At 67.2% G+C, this 16,429-nt stretch carries 17 protein-coding genes; 9 read left to right on the top strand and 8 right to left on the bottom strand.

All coding sequences use genetic code 11. From position 1 onward, the window contains the following. Positions 1-4 precede the first annotated feature (4 nt). The gene (locus BLR24_RS21300) at positions 5-1,198 is read right to left on the bottom strand and encodes a phosphoglycerate kinase (protein ID WP_093020535.1); all 1,194 of its coding nucleotides are present in this window, start codon (positions 1,196-1,198) and stop codon (positions 5-7) included. A gap of 89 nt (positions 1,199-1,287) precedes the next feature. Further along, the gene (locus tag BLR24_RS21295; RefSeq protein ID WP_093020533.1) at positions 1,288-2,196 is read right to left on the bottom strand and encodes a LysR family transcriptional regulator; all 909 of its coding nucleotides are present in this window, start codon (positions 2,194-2,196) and stop codon (positions 1,288-1,290) included. An 85-nt stretch (positions 2,197-2,281) separates the two neighbouring features. Between BLR24_RS21295 and BLR24_RS21290 the strand changes: the two genes are divergently transcribed. Genes BLR24_RS21290 through BLR24_RS21265 form a run of 6 tightly spaced genes read left to right on the top strand, consistent with a single transcriptional unit; the run spans position 2,282 to position 7,797 of the window. Then, complete coding sequence (locus BLR24_RS21290) at positions 2,282-2,830, top strand: VOC family protein (protein WP_093020531.1); 549 nt, start codon at positions 2,282-2,284, stop codon at positions 2,828-2,830. Further along, positions 2,823-3,944, top strand: a complete 1,122-nt coding sequence (locus BLR24_RS21285) for an alpha/beta hydrolase family protein (RefSeq protein ID WP_093020529.1) — start codon at positions 2,823-2,825, stop codon at positions 3,942-3,944. The genes BLR24_RS21290 and BLR24_RS21285 overlap by 8 nt, the downstream gene beginning before the upstream one ends. Positions 3,945-3,951: 7 nt before the next feature. Further along, the gene (locus BLR24_RS21280; RefSeq protein ID WP_093020527.1) at positions 3,952-5,601 is read left to right on the top strand and encodes an FAD-dependent oxidoreductase; all 1,650 of its coding nucleotides are present in this window, start codon (positions 3,952-3,954) and stop codon (positions 5,599-5,601) included. After that, a complete protein-coding gene (locus BLR24_RS21275; protein ID WP_093020525.1) occupies positions 5,598-5,801 on the top strand; it encodes a DUF2783 domain-containing protein in 204 nt (67 codons plus the stop codon). The genes BLR24_RS21280 and BLR24_RS21275 overlap by 4 nt, the downstream gene beginning before the upstream one ends. Next, entirely contained in the window at positions 5,798-6,775 is a 978-nt protein-coding gene (locus BLR24_RS21270; RefSeq protein ID WP_093020523.1) for an MBL fold metallo-hydrolase, read from the top strand. The genes BLR24_RS21275 and BLR24_RS21270 overlap by 4 nt, the downstream gene beginning before the upstream one ends. A 41-nt stretch (positions 6,776-6,816) precedes the next feature. Continuing rightward, positions 6,817-7,797, top strand: a complete 981-nt coding sequence (locus BLR24_RS21265) for a Bug family tripartite tricarboxylate transporter substrate binding protein (RefSeq protein ID WP_093020520.1) — start codon at positions 6,817-6,819, stop codon at positions 7,795-7,797. 18 nt (positions 7,798-7,815) lie between these two features. Here BLR24_RS21265 and BLR24_RS21260 read toward each other — a convergent pair whose 3' ends face one another. Genes BLR24_RS21260 through def form a run of 5 tightly spaced genes read right to left on the bottom strand, consistent with a single transcriptional unit; the run spans position 7,816 to position 10,862 of the window. Continuing rightward, the gene (locus BLR24_RS21260; protein WP_093020518.1) at positions 7,816-8,151 is read right to left on the bottom strand and encodes an AzlD domain-containing protein; all 336 of its coding nucleotides are present in this window, start codon (positions 8,149-8,151) and stop codon (positions 7,816-7,818) included. Next, a complete protein-coding gene (locus BLR24_RS21255) occupies positions 8,148-8,888 on the bottom strand; it encodes an AzlC family ABC transporter permease (RefSeq protein WP_093020516.1) in 741 nt (246 codons plus the stop codon). Before BLR24_RS21255 ends, BLR24_RS21260 begins: the two co-directional genes overlap by 4 nt. Next, complete coding sequence (gene fmt, locus BLR24_RS21250) at positions 8,888-9,841, bottom strand: methionyl-tRNA formyltransferase (RefSeq protein ID WP_093020514.1); 954 nt, start codon at positions 9,839-9,841, stop codon at positions 8,888-8,890. Before fmt ends, BLR24_RS21255 begins: the two co-directional genes overlap by 1 nt. After that, positions 9,838-10,338, bottom strand: a complete 501-nt coding sequence (locus tag BLR24_RS21245) for a hypothetical protein (protein WP_093020512.1) — start codon at positions 10,336-10,338, stop codon at positions 9,838-9,840. Before BLR24_RS21245 ends, fmt begins: the two co-directional genes overlap by 4 nt. A gap of 2 nt (positions 10,339-10,340) precedes the next feature. Next, a complete protein-coding gene (gene def, locus BLR24_RS21240; protein ID WP_093020510.1) occupies positions 10,341-10,862 on the bottom strand; it encodes a peptide deformylase in 522 nt (173 codons plus the stop codon). A gap of 160 nt (positions 10,863-11,022) precedes the next feature. Between def and BLR24_RS21235 the strand changes: the two genes are divergently transcribed. From BLR24_RS21235 to BLR24_RS21225, 3 genes are all read left to right on the top strand, one after another. After that, the gene (locus tag BLR24_RS21235; protein ID WP_093020508.1) at positions 11,023-12,237 is read left to right on the top strand and encodes a LysM peptidoglycan-binding domain-containing protein; all 1,215 of its coding nucleotides are present in this window, start codon (positions 11,023-11,025) and stop codon (positions 12,235-12,237) included. Positions 12,238-12,258: 21 nt separating this feature from the next. Next, positions 12,259-13,428: a DNA-processing protein DprA gene (dprA, locus tag BLR24_RS21230; protein ID WP_093020506.1), complete on the top strand. Its 1,170-nt coding sequence runs from the start codon at positions 12,259-12,261 to the stop codon at positions 13,426-13,428. An 84-nt stretch (positions 13,429-13,512) separates the two neighbouring features. Then, a complete protein-coding gene (locus tag BLR24_RS21225) occupies positions 13,513-14,031 on the top strand; it encodes a Smg family protein (RefSeq protein ID WP_093020504.1) in 519 nt (172 codons plus the stop codon). Between the two features lie 4 nt (positions 14,032-14,035). Here the strand turns inward: BLR24_RS21225 and BLR24_RS21220 are convergent, their stop codons facing one another. After that, positions 14,036-16,429, bottom strand: a complete 2,394-nt coding sequence (locus BLR24_RS21220) for a DUF1631 family protein (RefSeq protein WP_093020502.1) — start codon at positions 16,427-16,429, stop codon at positions 14,036-14,038.

The following is a 16,429-nucleotide window of genomic DNA, read 5'->3' as shown; positions in this document are numbered from 1 at the left end:
AAAATCAGCCCGCGGCACGCTTTGAAAGAATCTGGAAAGCCGGCAGCGTCTTGCCCTCGAGCACTTCGAGAAACGCGCCGCCGCCGGTCGAGATGTAGCCGACCTGCTTTTCGATGCCGTACTTGGCAATGGCCGCGAGCGTGTCGCCACCGCCGGCGATCGAGAAGGCGCTGCTGTCGGCGATGGCTTGCGCGATGGCCTTGGTGCCGCCCGCGAAGGCATCGAACTCGAACACGCCCACCGGGCCGTTCCAAACGATGGTGCCGGCTTCGCGCAGTTGCGCGGCCAGTTGCGCGGCGGTCTTGGGGCCGATGTCCAGGATCAGGTCATCGTCGGCCACGTCGTTTGCGTCCTTCACCGTGGCGGGCGCGTCGGCCGCAAAAGTCTTGGCCGTGACCACGTCCACCGGAATCGGCACGTCGGCGCCGCGCGCGCGCATGGATTCGATCACCGCCTTGGCCTGGTCGATGAGGTCGGGCTCCGCCAGCGACTTGCCGATCTTGAGGCCGGCCGCGAGCATGAAGGTGTTGGCAATGCCGCCGCCGACGATCAACTGGTCGACGTTGGCCGACAGGCTCTTGAGGATGGTGAGCTTGGTGCTCACCTTGGAGCCCGCCACGATGGCCACCAGCGGCCGCTTGGGCAAGGCCAGCGCCTTGGAGATGGCGTCGATCTCGGCCGCGAGCAGTGGGCCGGCGGCTGCAATCTTGGCGAACTGCGCAATGCCGTAGGTGGTGGCTTCGGCGCGGTGGGCGGTGCCGAAGGCGTCGTTCACGTAGATGTCGGTGAGCGCGGCGAGCTTGCGGGCCAGCGCTTCGTCGTTCTTCTTTTCGCCTTTGTTGACGCGGCAGTTCTCGAGGAGCACGACCTGTCCGGGCTTCACATCGACGCCGTCGACCCAGTTGGCCACCAGCGGAACCTCGCGGCCCAGCAGTTCGCCCAGGCGCTTGGCCACGGGAGCCAGCGAGTCCTCGGGCTTGAATTCGCCTTCGGTCGGGCGGCCCAGGTGCGAGGTGACCATCACGGCGGCGCCGGAATCGAGCGCCAGCTGGATGCAGGGCACCGAGGCGCGAATGCGCGTGTCTTCGGTGATGTTGCCCGCGTCGTCCTGCGGCACGTTGAGGTCGGCACGGATGAAGACGCGCTGGCCGGCGGCCTTGCCCTGCGCGCAGAGGTCGGTGAATCGAATGACGTTCATGGATCTGGAGGTGGTGGAAGACAAGTCGCCCGCATTGTAGGTTTCGCCCCGCGAGGGCCCTACCCGAGTCATGCCGCACGCCGATGCTTTCAGCCGCCTTTTTGCTGCTCCCGGGCAAAGCGTTCGAGGACCTCGACAAAGCTCGCGGCGGCGGGCGAGAGGGAGCGCCGGGCAGCGCTGTAGACGCAGACCTCGCGATGAAAGTCGGGCGACTCCAGCCGCACCATTTGCAGGCCGTGGGCGCGCACCAGCGGCGCCGAATAGGTGGGGCACACGGTGAGCCCCAGGCCCGACGCCACCATGCCGAGCGCCGTGGTCATGTACGACACCTCCTGCGTCGCCGGGCGCAGCATGTAGTCGCGCTCTGCGGGCGCCAGTTCGGGCAGCACGCGCTGGCGAAAGTCCCGCGTGGGCGCAATGAAGGTGTAGGGCTCCAACTCGTGCCAACGCACCTTGCGGCGCTTGGCAAAGGCATGGCCGGGCGGGCAGATCAGCCAGTGCCGGTCGCGCAGGAGCGTGCGGCGCTCGATGGCGGCATCCACCGCCACGTCCTGCCCCACCGCAAGCTCCACGTCGCCGGCCATCACGCCGGCCAGCAGGTGCTCCGGCAGCGTGTCGGCCAGGCGCACGTCGACATCGGGATAGGCCTGGCGGTAGACCGCAATCACGCGCGGCATCAGGGTGCAGGCCATGAGTTGCGGCGCTGCAAGACGCAACACACCTTTCTTCTTGTCACGCAAATCCGTCACGCCAGCTACCGCGGTCGTGAGGTCGCCGAGCAGCCGGTGCACCGAGGGCAGGAACTCGCGGCCGGCCTCCGAGAGCTGCACGCGGCGCGTGTGGCGGTCGAGCAGTTGAACGCCCATTTCGCGCTCGAGCTCACGTACCAGCACGCTGAGCGCCGACTGCGTGAGGTGCAGCTGCTGCGCCGCGGCGGTGAAGCTGCCGGTTTCGGCCACGGCCGCGAAGGCGCGCAATTGGCGCAGGGTCAGATTCATATGACTATTTCATCAATGGATGAATTAATTTCGATTGCATCATAAGACGCGACATCGCCCAATCACGGCTTACCGGAGACAAGCCATGCCGACGACTGCCAACGCGGCCCCGCCAGTTCGCGGGCTGCACCATTTCGCCTGGCGCTGCCGCGACAGCGAGGAAACCCGCCGCTTCTACGAGGACCTGCTGGGCCTGCCGCTCGCCCACGTCATCAAGAGCGACCACGTGCCGAGCACGGGCGAGTACTGCCCCTACGTGCACATCTTTTTTCAGATGCGCGATGGCTCGTACATCGCCTTCTTCGACCTGGGCGACGACGTGGCCGCACTGCCTTCGCCCAACACGCCCGCGTGGGTGAACCACATTGCACTGCGCGTGGATTCCGTCGAAGACCTTCTGGCTGCCAAGGCGCGGCTCGAAGGCGCGGGCGTGGAAGTGCTGGGCGTGACCGACCACCACATCATCGAGTCGATCTATTTCTTCGACCCCAACGGCATCCGCGTGGAACTCACCACGCCGACCGTGCCGCAGGCCGAGATGGATGCGCATGCGCGGCGCGCCCGCGCGGACCTCGATGCGTGGACCGCACGCAAGGCGGAGCTTCGTGCAGCGAAAGGCGATGCGAATGTCTGAACTGCAACTCGCCGTCATCGATGTGAAACCCGGCGCGGCCATGGAAAGCCAGTCGGGCCTGCAGATGCTGCGCCCGCGCATCTACGGCGCGTTTCGCGCGCCGCTGGGGCCGAAAAAGATCGCGGCCATCGTGATGCACCCGACCAGCAACTTCATGGGCCATTACCTGATCGGCCCGCTGGCCGAGCGCGGTATCTGCTGCATGGGGCTGAACTCGCGCTACGTGGGGAACGACACGGTGCTCTTGATGGAGCGCGCGATCCAGGACCTGGGCGCCGGCGTGCAGTACCTGCGCGCGGCCGGCTACGAAAAGGTGTTTCTCATCGGCAACTCGGGCGGCGCGGCGCTCGCGAGCTTCTACCAGGCGCAGGCCGAGAAGCTCACGGCCACGCATTTTCCCGACGGCGACCCGACCCACCTGCACCCGAGCGACCTGCCGCCGGTGGACGGCATTGCGCTGTGCGCCGCGCACCTGGGCCGCACGCGGCTGATGCGCGACTGGATCGATCCCTCGGTCACCGACGAGCACGACCCGCTTTCGGTGGACCCCGAGCTCGACATGTACGACCCGCGCCGCCGCGTGCCCTACGACGCCGACTTTCTGATGCGCTTCAGCGCCGCGCAGAAGGCACGGCTCGATCGCATCGAGCAGTGGTGCGTCGACCGCCTCGCATTGCTTCGGAACACGCCGGGCGCTCCGCGCGACCAGGCCTTCATCGTCTACCGCACGCACGCCGATCCGCGCTGCGTCGATCTTTCGCTCGACGCCAACGACCGCCTGCCGGGCAGCGTGTGGGGCGATGCGCGGCAGGTGAACTATTCGGCCAACGCGATGGGGCGCACCACCTCGCTCACGGCCTTTCTTTCGCAATGGTCGTCGCGCTCGCAGGCCGACGGGCCCACCAACCTCGCACGCACCACGGTGCCCAATCTGCTGCTGACCTACACGGGCGACCAATCGACCTTTCCGAGCACGCGCGATGCGTGGCTTGCCGCGGGCGGCGCGCGCATCCGCAACGTCGATATCGGGGGCGGCAATCACTATCTCGCAGGTCAGCCCGAGCTGGTGCCCAAGGCAGCGGATGCCATCGCCGAATTCGCGCACGCGCTGTAGAAGAAACATGGAAAGCTTTGCATTTGCGCCGGCCTACGAGCTTCCGAGCTGGCCCTTCACGCCGCCGCCCGAACTGGGCAACCCCCGGATCGTTCGGCACCCGATCGTGATCGTTGGCGCCGGGCCCTCGGGCCTCACGCTGGCCTGCGACCTGGCGCAACGCGGGGTGCGTGCCGTGCTGCTGGACGAAGACGACACCGTCGGCGTGCGCGGCGCCTCGTCGCGCGGCATCTGCTATGCGCAGAAGAGCCTTGAGATTTTCGAGCGCCTGGGCATCTACGAGCGCATCGCGGCCAAGGGCGTCACGTGGTCGTTCGGGCGCACCTTCTCGGGCGAACAGGAGGTCTACAACTTCAACCTGCAAGCGAACAGCGTCTCCAGGCAGCCGCCGTTCATCAACCTGCAGCAGTTCTATCTCGAGTGGTTCCTGGTCGAGCGCATTCTCGAGCTCGGCCTCACCGACCTGCGGTGGAAGAGCCGGGTGACGCGCGTGGAGCCGCTCGGCGACGGCGTGCGCATCGACGTCGAGACGCCCGCGGGCCGCTACACGATCGAGGCCGACCGGCTGATCGACGCCACGGGCGCCAACAGCCCGATCCGCACGCAGCTCGGCATCGATACGCATTCGTCGCGTAGCACCGACCGCTGGTGCATCAGCGACGTGCGCTTCAAGAAGCCTTTGCCGGTCGAACGATGGACCTGGGTCGACGCCCCTTTCAACGAAGGCCGTGGCGTGTGGCAGCACCTGATGGCCGATGGCGTGTGGCGCATCGACTACCAGATGCCCGAGGACTGCGATCCGGCCACCATCAGCCAGCCCGAAGTGGCGGGCGCGCGGCTGCGCGCGCGGCTCGGGCCGGGTGTGGAGTTCGAGTTTGTGTGGATCGGCCCGTACGGCTACCGCGACCACCTGCTCGACAGCTTCCGCCACGGCCACGTGTTCTTCATCGGTGACGCTGCGCACGTGGTGAGCCCCTTCGGCGCCCGCGGCGGCAACAGCGGCATCCAGGACGCCGCGAACCTCGGATGGAAGCTCGCGCTGGTCGCACAAGGGCAGGCCGGCGACGCGCTGCTCGACAGCTACAACGCCGAACGCCAGCCCGCGGCACGGCAGAACCTCGAAGTGACGAGCCGCTCGGCGCGCTTCCTCGCGCCGCGTTCGCCGGCCGAGCACACGCTGCGCCGCGCCGTGGTGGCGCTGGCTGCGCGCTACCCGTTCGCGCGGGCGCTGGTGAACACCGGCCGCATGTCGGTCGCCAATGACTATCCATCCGCGCCCCAATTGCCCGAGGGTGGGCGCACCGTGCAGAACCTGCCGCTGCGCTGGGCCGATGGGCGCGAGACGACGCTGATGCAGTTGCTGGCGGAGGGCACGCAGTGCCTCGGACTATGGCTTTCCCCGACACCCGACCGGGCCAAGGCGGCCATGGAGGCAACGGCATCGCTCCCCTTGCGGCTGCTGGCCATCGGCGGCGACAGCGACCTGCCGACGCTGCAAGCCGACGATCGGCTCACCAGCCATCTGGGCATCGGCGATCCGGGCAGCTTTGTGCTCGTGCGTCCCGATGCCTATCGCGCGGCGCTGCTCGCGCAGGCCACTGCCGAATCGGTCGCCAATGCGTTGCGCACAGCCCTTGCCCTGAACACCACCCAATGATCACCGAGCCCCGCATCCCCGATCCCGACGGCTTCTACGCGGCCTTGCTCGCCGCGCATGAAGGCCTGGACGGCGCGCAAAGCGCCGACCTCAACGCCCGCCTCGTATTGCTGCTGGCCAACCAGTGCGGCGACCAGGACGTGCTGCTGGCCTGCATCCGCGCGGCGGTCGAAGACTCCCCCACTAGCAAAGCCCCATGAACGCCAACGTCTCCTTCGCCTCTGCCTCCGACACGCGTGAGCAGAAACCCCGGCTGCGGGAACTCGCGCCCGGCGTGTACGGCTACATCAGCGATTTCGATCCGAACTGCGGCTTCGTTGTCGGCGACGAACAGGTGGTGCTGATCGACACGCGTCCCACGCCGCGCATGGCGCGCGACTTTCTCGCGGCCATCCGCACGGTGACCGACAAGCCCATCAAGACCATCGTGCTCACGCACTACCACGCGGTGCGCGTGATGGGCGCCAGTGCCTTCGACGAGGTCGAGGCCATCGTCGCGAGCAACGGCACGCTCGACTGGATCCGCACGCGCGGACAGGCCGATTTCGATTCGGAGGTCGGCCGCTTTCCACGCCTGTTCGCGGGCGTGGAAGAGATTCCGGGCCTCACGTTCCCGACGATGAGCTTCGAGCGCGAGATGAGCCTGTGGCTCGGCCCGCGCCCTGGCCTGGGCCGTGAGCTTCGCTTGATGGCACTGGGCCGCGGCCATTCGAGCGGCGACACGGTGGCGTGGCTGCCCGACTGCGGCGTGCTGTTCTCGGGCGACGTGGTCGAGAACCACTGCGGCGTGTATGCGGGCGACGCCTACATCGGCGACTGGGCCGGCACGCTCGACGCCGTGCTGGCGCTGAAGCCGAGCGTGCTGGTGCCGGGACGCGGCGCGGTGCTGCAGGACGAAGCCGCGTGCGCCGAGGCCATCGGGCTCACCAAGGCTTTTCTCGGGACGTTGCTGGGCAGCGTGAAGGCCGGCATTGCCGCAGGCGAAACGCTCAAGGGCTGTTTCGCGCGAGCAGAGGCGGCCATGGCGCCGCGCTTCGGCACCTGGCCCGTGTTCCAGCACGTGCTGCCCTTCGACGTATCGCGCGCGTATGACGAGCTGCGCGGCATCGAGCATCCCGTGGTGTGGACGGCGGAGCGCGACCGCGAGCTCTGGCAGACGCTCCGCGGCGATTGACCCGCGAACGATTTCAAGACAAGCAACGGAGACAAAAGACGATGAAACGCTTCCTTCCCCTCCTGGCCGCAGCCCTCGCGCTGGCCGCCAGCTCCTTTGCATCCGCGCAGCAGCAGCAGGCGGCCTACCCGAGCCAGCCCGTGAAATGGATCGTGCCCTACGTGGCCGGCGGCGGCACCGACAACCTGGCGCGCGCATTGGCGGAGGCGATGCAGCTATCGCTCGGGCAGCCGCTGATCATCGACAACCGGCCGGGCGCATCCACCAACATCGGCGTGTCGGTGCTGATGCAGGCCAAGCCCGACGGCTACACGATCATGCAGGCCGAGAACGCGGCGCTGCTCTTCAACGAGCACATGTTCGCCAAGCTGCCCTACAAGCCCGCGAGCGATTTCACGTACATCGGCACCATCGGCCGCTTCCCGGTGGCGCTGGTCGTGCACCCCGACTTTCCCGCAAAGAACGTGGCCGAGTTCGTGCGCTACGTGAAGGCCAACCCGGAGAAGGTGAGCTACGCCTCGCCGGGCAACGGCTCGCCGCACCACATGGCGATGGAGCTCTTCAAGCAGAAGGCCGGGATCAGCATCACGCACGTGCCCTACAAGGGCGCCGCGCCCGCCATGACCGACGTGATGGGCGGCCAGGTGCCGACGATGATGCTCGACCTGGCTTCGGGCCTGCCGATCATCAAGGCGGGCAAGGTGCGCGTGCTGGCGATCGCGCTGCCGCAGCGTGCGAGCGCACTGCCCGATGTGCCGACCTTCACGGAAGCCGGCTTCAACGACGTCAACGCCTATGCATTCCACGGCCTGATCGGCCCGGCCGGCATGCCGCCCGACGCGGTGGCGCGCATCAACGGTGAACTGCACAAGGCGATGAAGGCACCGAAGGTGGCGAAACTGTTCGCGGAGTTCGGCTTCGAGGCGCTGCCGGGCACGCCGCAGGAGTTCTACACGCTCTCGCGGGCGGAGAGCGAGCGCTGGGGCAAGATCATTCAGGCGGCGGGCGTGAAACTGGACTGATATGGCCCCGCCACCCGGCTACCAGCCGAGCCCCAGGTGCAAAGGCAGGTACACGGCCATGCCCGCCAGCATCGTGCCGAACACGCCGCGCCGCCAGTAGTAGTAAGCGGCGCCGACCACTGCGGCGTACAGGCGGGCGTCGTGCAGGGTGGTGATGAGATGCCCCTGGGTCATCACGATTTCGGGTGCGATCACGCCCGCGAGCGCCGCGGCCGGTGCGTAGTGCAGGGCGCGGTGCGCCCACTCGGGCAGGCCCCAGGGCCGGTCGAGAATGAAGAAGAAACAGCGGGTGAGCACGGTGACCGCGGCCAGGCCGACGATCACGCCCAGCGTCCACAGGTCGGTGCCCCTCACTTGTCGTCCTCCGCGTCGGGATCGAGTCCGAACTGCTTCTCGAGCCAGAAGCACAGCAGCACCGCCACGCCGATGGCCACCACGATGTTGAGCTTGAGCGGCAGGGCGTAGGCGGCTACGGCAGTGACGCTGGCAATCAGCGCGGCCAGCACGCGCAGCCGCGTGGTGGCCATCGAACAAACAATGGCCACCAGGCTCAGCACGCCGGCAAAGCCGAGTCCCCAGTTCTGCGGAATGAAATTGGCCAGTGCGATGCCCAACAGGCTCATGCCCATCCAGGAGCACCACGTCACGAAGTAGTTGCCGGTGAGGTAGGCCTCCTGAGCCTTCTGCTCATCGCCGACGAGCGGTGGCGAGGGGTACTTTCTGGTGAAGAGGGCGTAGCTGAGGTCGGCCGTGAGATAGCCGTGAGTCATGCGGCGCCAGCGCGGCATGTGCATCAGGTAGGGCCGCAGGTGAAGGCTGAACACCACGAAGCGCAGGTTGACGCAAAAGCCCGTGGCCAGGATCACCCATGCCGGCGCCCCCGCAAACAGCAGCGGAATGGCCGCAAGCTGCGAGCTGCCGGCGTAGACCAAGAGCGTCATGGCGACCGACTCGAGCACGCTCATGTTCGACTTGACCATGGCCACGCCGGTCATCAGGCCCCAGGCGCCGATGCCCAGCGCGGCCGACGACATGTCGCGGATGCCCGCGCGGAACTCGGGCCGGCGGCGAATGGCGGCGGACAGAAACATCAGCCGAAGCGCTGCCCGGGCTTCAGGTCGAAGCCGCGCAGGAAATCGGCCACGGCCAGGCGCTTGCCGCCGGGACGCTGGAGTTCGGTCGCCATCACGATGGAGCCGGCCGCCGCCACCGCAACGCCGGCGTCGGTCACGGCCAGGAGGGTGCCCGGCGCGGCCGACACTTCGCCCGGTACCGCGTGCGCGGACCAGAGCTTGATGGTCTCGCCGTCGAGCGGGCTGTTGGCGCCCGGAAAGGGATCGAACGCGCGGACACGCCGCACGATGGCGTCGGCGGGCTGGTTCCAGTCGATCTGGGCTTCTTGCTTCTCGACCTTGTTGGCGTAGGTGATGCCTTCGGCCGGCTGCGGCGTGCGCGCCAGCTTGCCGATGTCGGCCAGCGCCTGGGTGATCATGCGGCCGCCTAGCTCGGCCAGGCGGTCGTGCAGGCGGGCGGTGTTGTCGCCGCCGATGTCGACCGCTTCGCGCAGCAGCATGTCGCCCGTGTCCAGGCCGGCGTCCATCTGCATGATGGTGATGCCCGTCTGCGCGTCGCCGGCTTCGATGGCGCGGTGGATCGGCGCTGCGCCGCGCCAGCGCGGCAACAGGCTGGCGTGGATGTTGAGGCAGCCGAACTTCGGCAGGTCGAGCACCCACTGCGGCAGGATGAGCCCGTAGGCGGCGACCACCATCACGTCGGGCTGCGCCGCCAGAAGGGCCTCGCGTGCGGCTGAGGCATCTTCCGGGTACTTGCCGTCCAGTCGCAGGCTGCGCGGCTGCGCCACCGGCCAGTTGTGGGCCACGGCGCATTGCTTGACGGGCGAGGCCTGGAGCTTCATGCCGCGACCCGCGGGCCGGTCGGGCTGGCTCAGTACCAGCGTGATTTCATGGCCGGCGGCGGCAATGGCTTCGAGCGCGACGCGGGCGAACTCGGGCGTGCCCGCGAAAACGACTTTCAGCGCGGTCAATCGCGGATCCGATCGAGTTCGAGATCGTCCCCCGTGTGATAGCGGCGGACCACGCCGGTCGGATCGATATAGATATAGAGCATTCGGCGCTCGCTCACCGCCTTGTAGCGCCAAGTCCAGACGGTGCCGTCGAAAGAGCTGACGCGGCTGGTTTCATAGGGCCGGCCATAGAAGGCGAGCACCTCGTTCTGGCGCCATTGGTCGACCTTGATGTCGTGGCCGAAGCGTGCCTCGTTGAGCACCTGGGTGACGGAAACCACCTTGCCCGCGGCATCGACGTCGATGTCGGTGACTTCGAAACCCGCCGGCATGCGCGAATACTGGAGCCGCTCACCGCCGCCGTTGAGCGGATAGCGGCCCGTGGGCGCACCCAGGCGCTGCAGCGTTTCGGCCGCCGTGGTCCCCGGAACGATGCGCGTGGGTTCGCTGGCGCAGCCGGCCAGGACGACGACAAGCCCCGCGGCCAGAACGGCCGCCCAGGGCCGCAGGCAAGGCATGGTCACGCCCGACCCTCTTTGGCCTCTTCCCGCTGCTGCTTGAGCAGCTTGCTCTTGATGCGGTTGCGCTTGAGCGGCGACAGGTATTCGACGAACACCTTGCCCAGGAGGTGGTCGAGCTCGTGCTGGATGCAGACGGCAAGCAGGCCATCGGCCTCGATGGTGCGCATTTCGCCGTTCTCGTCCAGCGCCTGAACCTTGACCGACGTGGAGCGCATGACGCCGTCGTAGATGCCGGGCACCGACAGGCAGCCTTCTTCGTTCAGCACTTTTTCGTCGCTGGCCCAGATAATCTCGGGATTGATGAGAACGATCGGCTCGTTGCGCTCTTCGGAAACATCGATGACGACCAGCCGTTCATGCACGTCGACCTGGGTCGCTGCCAAGCCGATGCCGCTGGCGTCATACATGGTCTCCAGCATGTCGGCAACCAGCGCCTTGATGCGCGCGTCCACGCCCTGCACGGGCTTGGCCACCGTGTGCAGGCGCTTGTCCGGGTAACTCAGAATGATTCGTTTGGCCATGAAAAAGGGGAAAAGTTGTGGCTATTTTCGCCAATTCCGCGACGCGATGAGCCGGGATCGCCTGAAAACGTTGCCCTCCCAAGGGCTTCGGGCGCAGAATTCGTAGCAAATTGTGAGATTCGTATGTGCACCGATACTCGGTGCGCTCACCCATCCAGACATGAAAAAGCTCCGAACCCCTGTCCGCCAGCGCACGCACCTTTTCGCCACGTTGGCAGCCCTCGCAGTGATCAGCAGCGGCACGACGGCCTGGGCGCAAAACTATCCTGTCACCCCGCAGCAGCGCGCCACGGCCCAGCAGACCGCCCAGAACGGCGTTCCGTTGAGCGAACTGGCGCCCACTGCGCCTGACGAATACACGGTAAAGCCCGGCGACACGCTGTGGGCCATTTCCCGCCTCTACCTGCTGCGCCCGTGGCGCTGGCCGGAACTGTGGGGCATGAACATCAATGAAATCGCGAATCCGCACCGCATCTACCCCGGTCAGGTCCTCTACCTGGACAAGACCGGGGGCCGTGCGCGGCTGACCATGCGCCGAGGCGCGGGCGGCAGCGGCGACGGCGGCACCATCAAGCTGTCGCCGCGCACGCGCTTCGATTCGCTGGCCGGCATGGCGCTGCCCACGCTCAATCCCAGCATCATCGAGCCCTTCCTCAGCGAGCCGATCGTGGTGGATTCCGACACGCTGCAGAGCGCGCCGCGCATCGTTGCCGGCAACGACAGCCGCGTGCTGCTGTCGCGCGGCGACCGTGCCTATGCGCGCGGCAATGCCGAGACGCCACTGCTCGAGACCCCCGGCCCACTGAAGAACTTCCGCGTGTTCCGCAGCGCCACGCCGCTCAAGGACCCTGGAACGGGCGAAATCCTCGGCTACGAGGCGCAGTACCTGGGCAAAGCCCAGCTCAAGCGTGGCGAATCGACCACGGTCGAGACCGACAAGGACAAGGACGTCATCACCGTGGTGCCGGCCAGCATCGACATCATCGCGGCACGCGAAGAAATCCGCGCCGGCGACCGCCTGCTGCCGGAACCGCCACGCCAGTTGCTGAGCTACGTGCCCCGCGCACCTTCCACGCAGGTCGAGGGCCGCATCATCTCGGTCTATGGCAATGCGGTGCAGTTCGCGGCGCAGAACCAGGTGGTGGCCATCAACAAGGGCACGCGCGACGGCATCGACAGCGGCCACGTGCTGGCCATCCTGAAGAACGGCGAAACTATTCTCGACCGGACCGGCGAGCGCAAGGAGACGATCAAGCTCCCGAACGAACGCATCGGCCTCTTGATGGTGTTCCGGCCCTTCGAAAAGGTGTCGTACGCGCTGGTGCTCGAAATTACCGACACTCCGCGTGCCGGCGACTTCCTCGTCAATCCCTGACGCTTTCGCTTTCGCCTTCGCTTGGAACGCGCAGAACTCGCCGGCTGGCTGCGGCTTTCACTGACGCCGGGCATCGGCGACGGTGCCGCTCGCCGGCTGCTGGCCGCATTCGGCCTGCCCGAGAAAATCTTTGCGGAGACCAGCGCGGCGCTGCGGCAAGTCGTGTCGGCGGCCCAGGCCGATGCCCTGCAGCAGGCGCCGCCCGGCCTTCAGGCCCAGATCGACCAGACGTGGCAATGGCTGCAACCCGCCGCCGATGACGGCGGCACGACGCGCCGCCTGGTGACGCTGGGCGACGCCAGCTACCCCGCGTCGCTGCTCGAAATGTCCGACCCGCCGCTGATGCTCTACGTGCTCGGCGCGGCGGCCTTCGACCTGACGCAGCTGGGAAACAGCATTGCCGTGGTGGGCAGCCGCAACCCGACACCGCAAGGCGCGGCCAATGCTCGCGCATTCGGGCGCGCGCTGGGTGAAGCGGGCTTGCCGGTGGTGTCGGGGCTGGCGCTCGGTGTCGATGGTGCCGCGCACCAGGGCGCACTCGACGCGGCCGGCGACGCCCTGCGGCTTGCGACCGTGGCCGTGGTGGGAACCGGGCTCGACCGCGTCTACCCGGCGCGGCATCGCGATCTCGCGCACCGCATCATGCGGCAGGGGCTGATCGTGAGCGAGCTGCCGCTCGGCACGCCCCCGCTCACGCAAAATTTTCCGAAGCGCAACCGCTTGATCGCCGGCCTGGCCCGCGGCACGCTGGTGGTCGAGGCCGCGCTGCAATCGGGCTCGCTGATCACCGCCCGGCTCACCTCGGAGCAAGGCAAGGAAGTGTTCGCCATTCCCGGATCGATCCATTCGCCCCAATCGCGCGGCTGCCATGCGCTGATCCGCCAGGGCGCGAAGCTGGTCGAGTCGGTGAACGACATCCTCGAAGAACTGCCTGCGCTGCGCGCAGCCGGCGGCACGGGTCCAGGTCTTTTCGAAAATGCGAGTGCGGGCGATTCGGCCTCCTCCTCCTCCTCCGGCGAGGAAAATCCGCTTCTCGAAGCCCTCGGTTTCGACCCGGTGAGCCTCGACGCATTGAGCGCGCGCACCGGCTGGAGCGCCGCCGCGCTACAGGCCAAGATGCTCGAACTCGAGCTTGACGGCCACGTCGCGCGCCTGCCGGGCGGCCTCTTTCAACGGGCGGCAGCGGCGTAACAGATCTCGCTCTCTGTCAAAGAGAAAGACGGCGCAGCGCACGAAGCTCGCGAGCGGGCGACCTGCTTCGGCTATATTGGGCCCATGTTCGAAGTGCTCGTGTTTGTCTACGAAAACTATTGGCGCGGCGATGCCTGCCCCGAACCCGAACAGCTGGGCCGCAAGCTCAGCGCGCACGGCTTCGAGGCAGAGGAAATTCGCGACGCACTGCAATGGCTTGACGGTCTCAGCCTTGCAACGCAGGGCTTGCAGTTCGAGCGAAGCGCGATCGACGACGCGGTCGCCACGGTCACGCTGCGGGGTGCACCCGAGCCGGCCCTGCCGCAGTCGGACAACGCCATGCGGGTCTATTCGCAGGCCGAGCAGGAGCACCTGGGCGCCGAATGCCTCGGCTTCATCAGCTTTCTCGAGTCGTCGGATGTGCTGTCCTGCGGCCTGCGCGAGATCGTCGTCGAACGTGCCATGGCGGCACCGGGCGACCCGGTCGCACTCGACGAACTCAAGATCATCGTGCTGATGGTGCACTGGAGCACGGGCATCGAGCCCGACGCGCTGGTACTCGACGAACTCAGCGAAAGCCGCGAAGGGCGCGTGGCGCACTAGGCGGCTAGTTCAATAGCCGTTCCGGGTTCGCATCCAGCTTGGCCAGCGCCTCCCGCGTGGCGCGCACCGTAAGGGTTTCTTCCTCGGCCGGCACCAGCAGGCCGGCCTGCAGATAGTTCGCCAGCCGGCCGACCTGGATCAGGAAGCTGCGGCCGTCGGCTGTTGCAAACAGGTGCAGCTGCTTGCGGTCGCTGCGCCAGACGAACTGCACCTGGCTCACGCGATCGTTGTGGTCGAGCATGAACCAGTTGCCTACCTCCAGCTCGTGGGCCCACGCCAGCATGTCTTCGGCCGGCGCGCCGCCCGCGATGTCGGCCACGACCTCGATCGAGGCCGCGTCGATGCCCAGCAGCAATTCGATGCTGTTCGCGTCGAGCGGCAGGCTGGATGCGCTGCCGTCGTCGCTCACGAAATCTTCCAGGTGCGCCAGGTGCTCGGCCATGGCTTCGATCTTGGCCGCGGGAATGGCTTCGGTCTTGGACAGGAAGGCATCCGACAAGGTTGCGCCGATGGTCTTGATATGGGCTTCCTGCGGCTCGTCGATGATGCCGAGCAGGTTCATGCCCAGGCGCAGGCGCTGCAGCAGCTGCGGCAGGTCCTGGATCACGCGCGCCCGGTCGGCGCGGTTGGGCTTGGCGCTCGCGGCCCACACCAGTTCGGAGGCCACGCGCTTGAGCATCACGGTCTGCTCGCCCTGTGCGCCATAGCGCAAGGCGGCAATCGCCAGCACCTCGGCCCAGACCTTGAAGAGGAACTCGCGTATCTCCTCGCGCACCGGCATGTCGTTGAGCATCTTGCGAAGTTCGATGGTGTACTGGATCGCCATCGTTTCCTTCTGCTCGACCTGCTGCGCCACGCTCATGACGCGCTGGGTGGCGTCGCTCTGCGTGAGATAGCGGTTCAGGAACGCGACGAACTCGTCGAACACCAGCTTGAACACGCGCTGGCCTGTTTCGGGGTATTGCTCGATCACCTGCACCACGCGCCGGATTTCGCCCTCGAGCGCGCTGCCGGAAATGGCTGCGGCGTCGAAGCCCATCACGCAGGAGCCCATGCGGTCGATCAGCATGCGCGCCGGATGCTGCAGCGTGCCGAAGAATTCGGGCTCGGCAATGGCCACGCGCAGCACAGGCATCTGCAGGCGCGCAAACCAGACACGCGCCGAGAAGGGAATGCGCTCCTCCGCGAGGATGGCCTGGAACATGAGCGCCACGATCTCGACCGTGGCCTTGTCGGCGGTGGTGGGCGCCCTTTTCTTGAGCTCCGCGCTGCGCCGCCGCAGGTCGACTGACGCCTGCTGTATGACGGTAGCCTGCTCCGCGGAGCCTTCCATGTACTGCGTGGCGGCCATCCGGTAGGCGGCTTCGGCTTCGGCGATGAGCCCTGCAAAGGTCTTGGAAGCAGCGCGCGAAGAACCGTCGCCGGCCGGTCCGGCACCTGGCGCGCGTCCATCCATTCCGGTCGTCGTCGGGGAGGAGGAGACGTTCGGCGACTCTGCGCCAATGCGGGCGGCAACGAAGCGCTTGAGACTCAGGAGCGCCGTCTGCGCGCGCTGGCGCGCGACCATCAAGGGCGAGCCGCCGGTGGTCGCGGCTGGCACCGAAGGAGCAAAGGCCCGCGGTTGCGACAGCGCATCGAAGCCTTGTTGGCGATGCACGGCTCCGGTGGTCTGGGGTGCGCCCGCGGCCTGGAGTGCGCCGGGCGCGTAAGGGGGCGCGGGCACCGTCGACGGTCCACCGCCGGAAGCGCCCGTGCGCCGGACAAAACTCTTGAGATCGATTTCCGGCATCACGCCTTTGGAAATCAGGAACGCGTTGGCGTCTTCATAAGCCTTGACGACCACGCCGACGAGGTGCTGCTGCACGGTGTCCTGCACCCGCGTCCACAGCGTGCGGCTCAAGCCGGCCGCCAGCCACTGATCGACGAGCAGCTTGGCCATGGTTTCGGGCCGGAGCACGTCGTGGGCGTCCAGTTCGCTGGAGCCTTCCAGATGCTGGATGCGCAGCCGAAGGTCGCTGAGTTCAAAGCTGGCTTTGTCATGGATCACCTGCGCCAGGCGCGACGACAGAATGCTGCTTTCCATCGCGTCGTCGTCGATGAGTTCGAGCCGCAGCTTCGCGTTGGATGACACGCCCGACGCCGCGCCTGGCGCATCGACCGACTTGCGCCAGCCCGTTTGCGCGAGTGCCACCCAGTGCGATGCCTGGCCCTGGAAGGCCACGAAATCGTCGCGACTCTCCTGCATGGCGCGCGCATTGCTCATCTCCGAAGCCTGCTGCGTCAGGCGGTCCCGGATGGCTTGCGCCAACGGGGCGATCACGCCCCCGGTCGCCAGAACGAAGCGCTCGCGCGTCTCGCGTGCGAGCTGCAAAGAAGAGGCGGACCGCGCAATGCTCAT

It is taken from the genome of Variovorax sp. OV700, assembly GCF_900099805.1.
In the GTDB taxonomy this organism is placed as follows: domain Bacteria; phylum Pseudomonadota; class Gammaproteobacteria; order Burkholderiales; family Burkholderiaceae_C; genus Variovorax.
The sequence above is the reverse complement of the archived record's forward strand: the minus strand, read 5'-3'. Positions and strand labels throughout refer to the sequence as shown.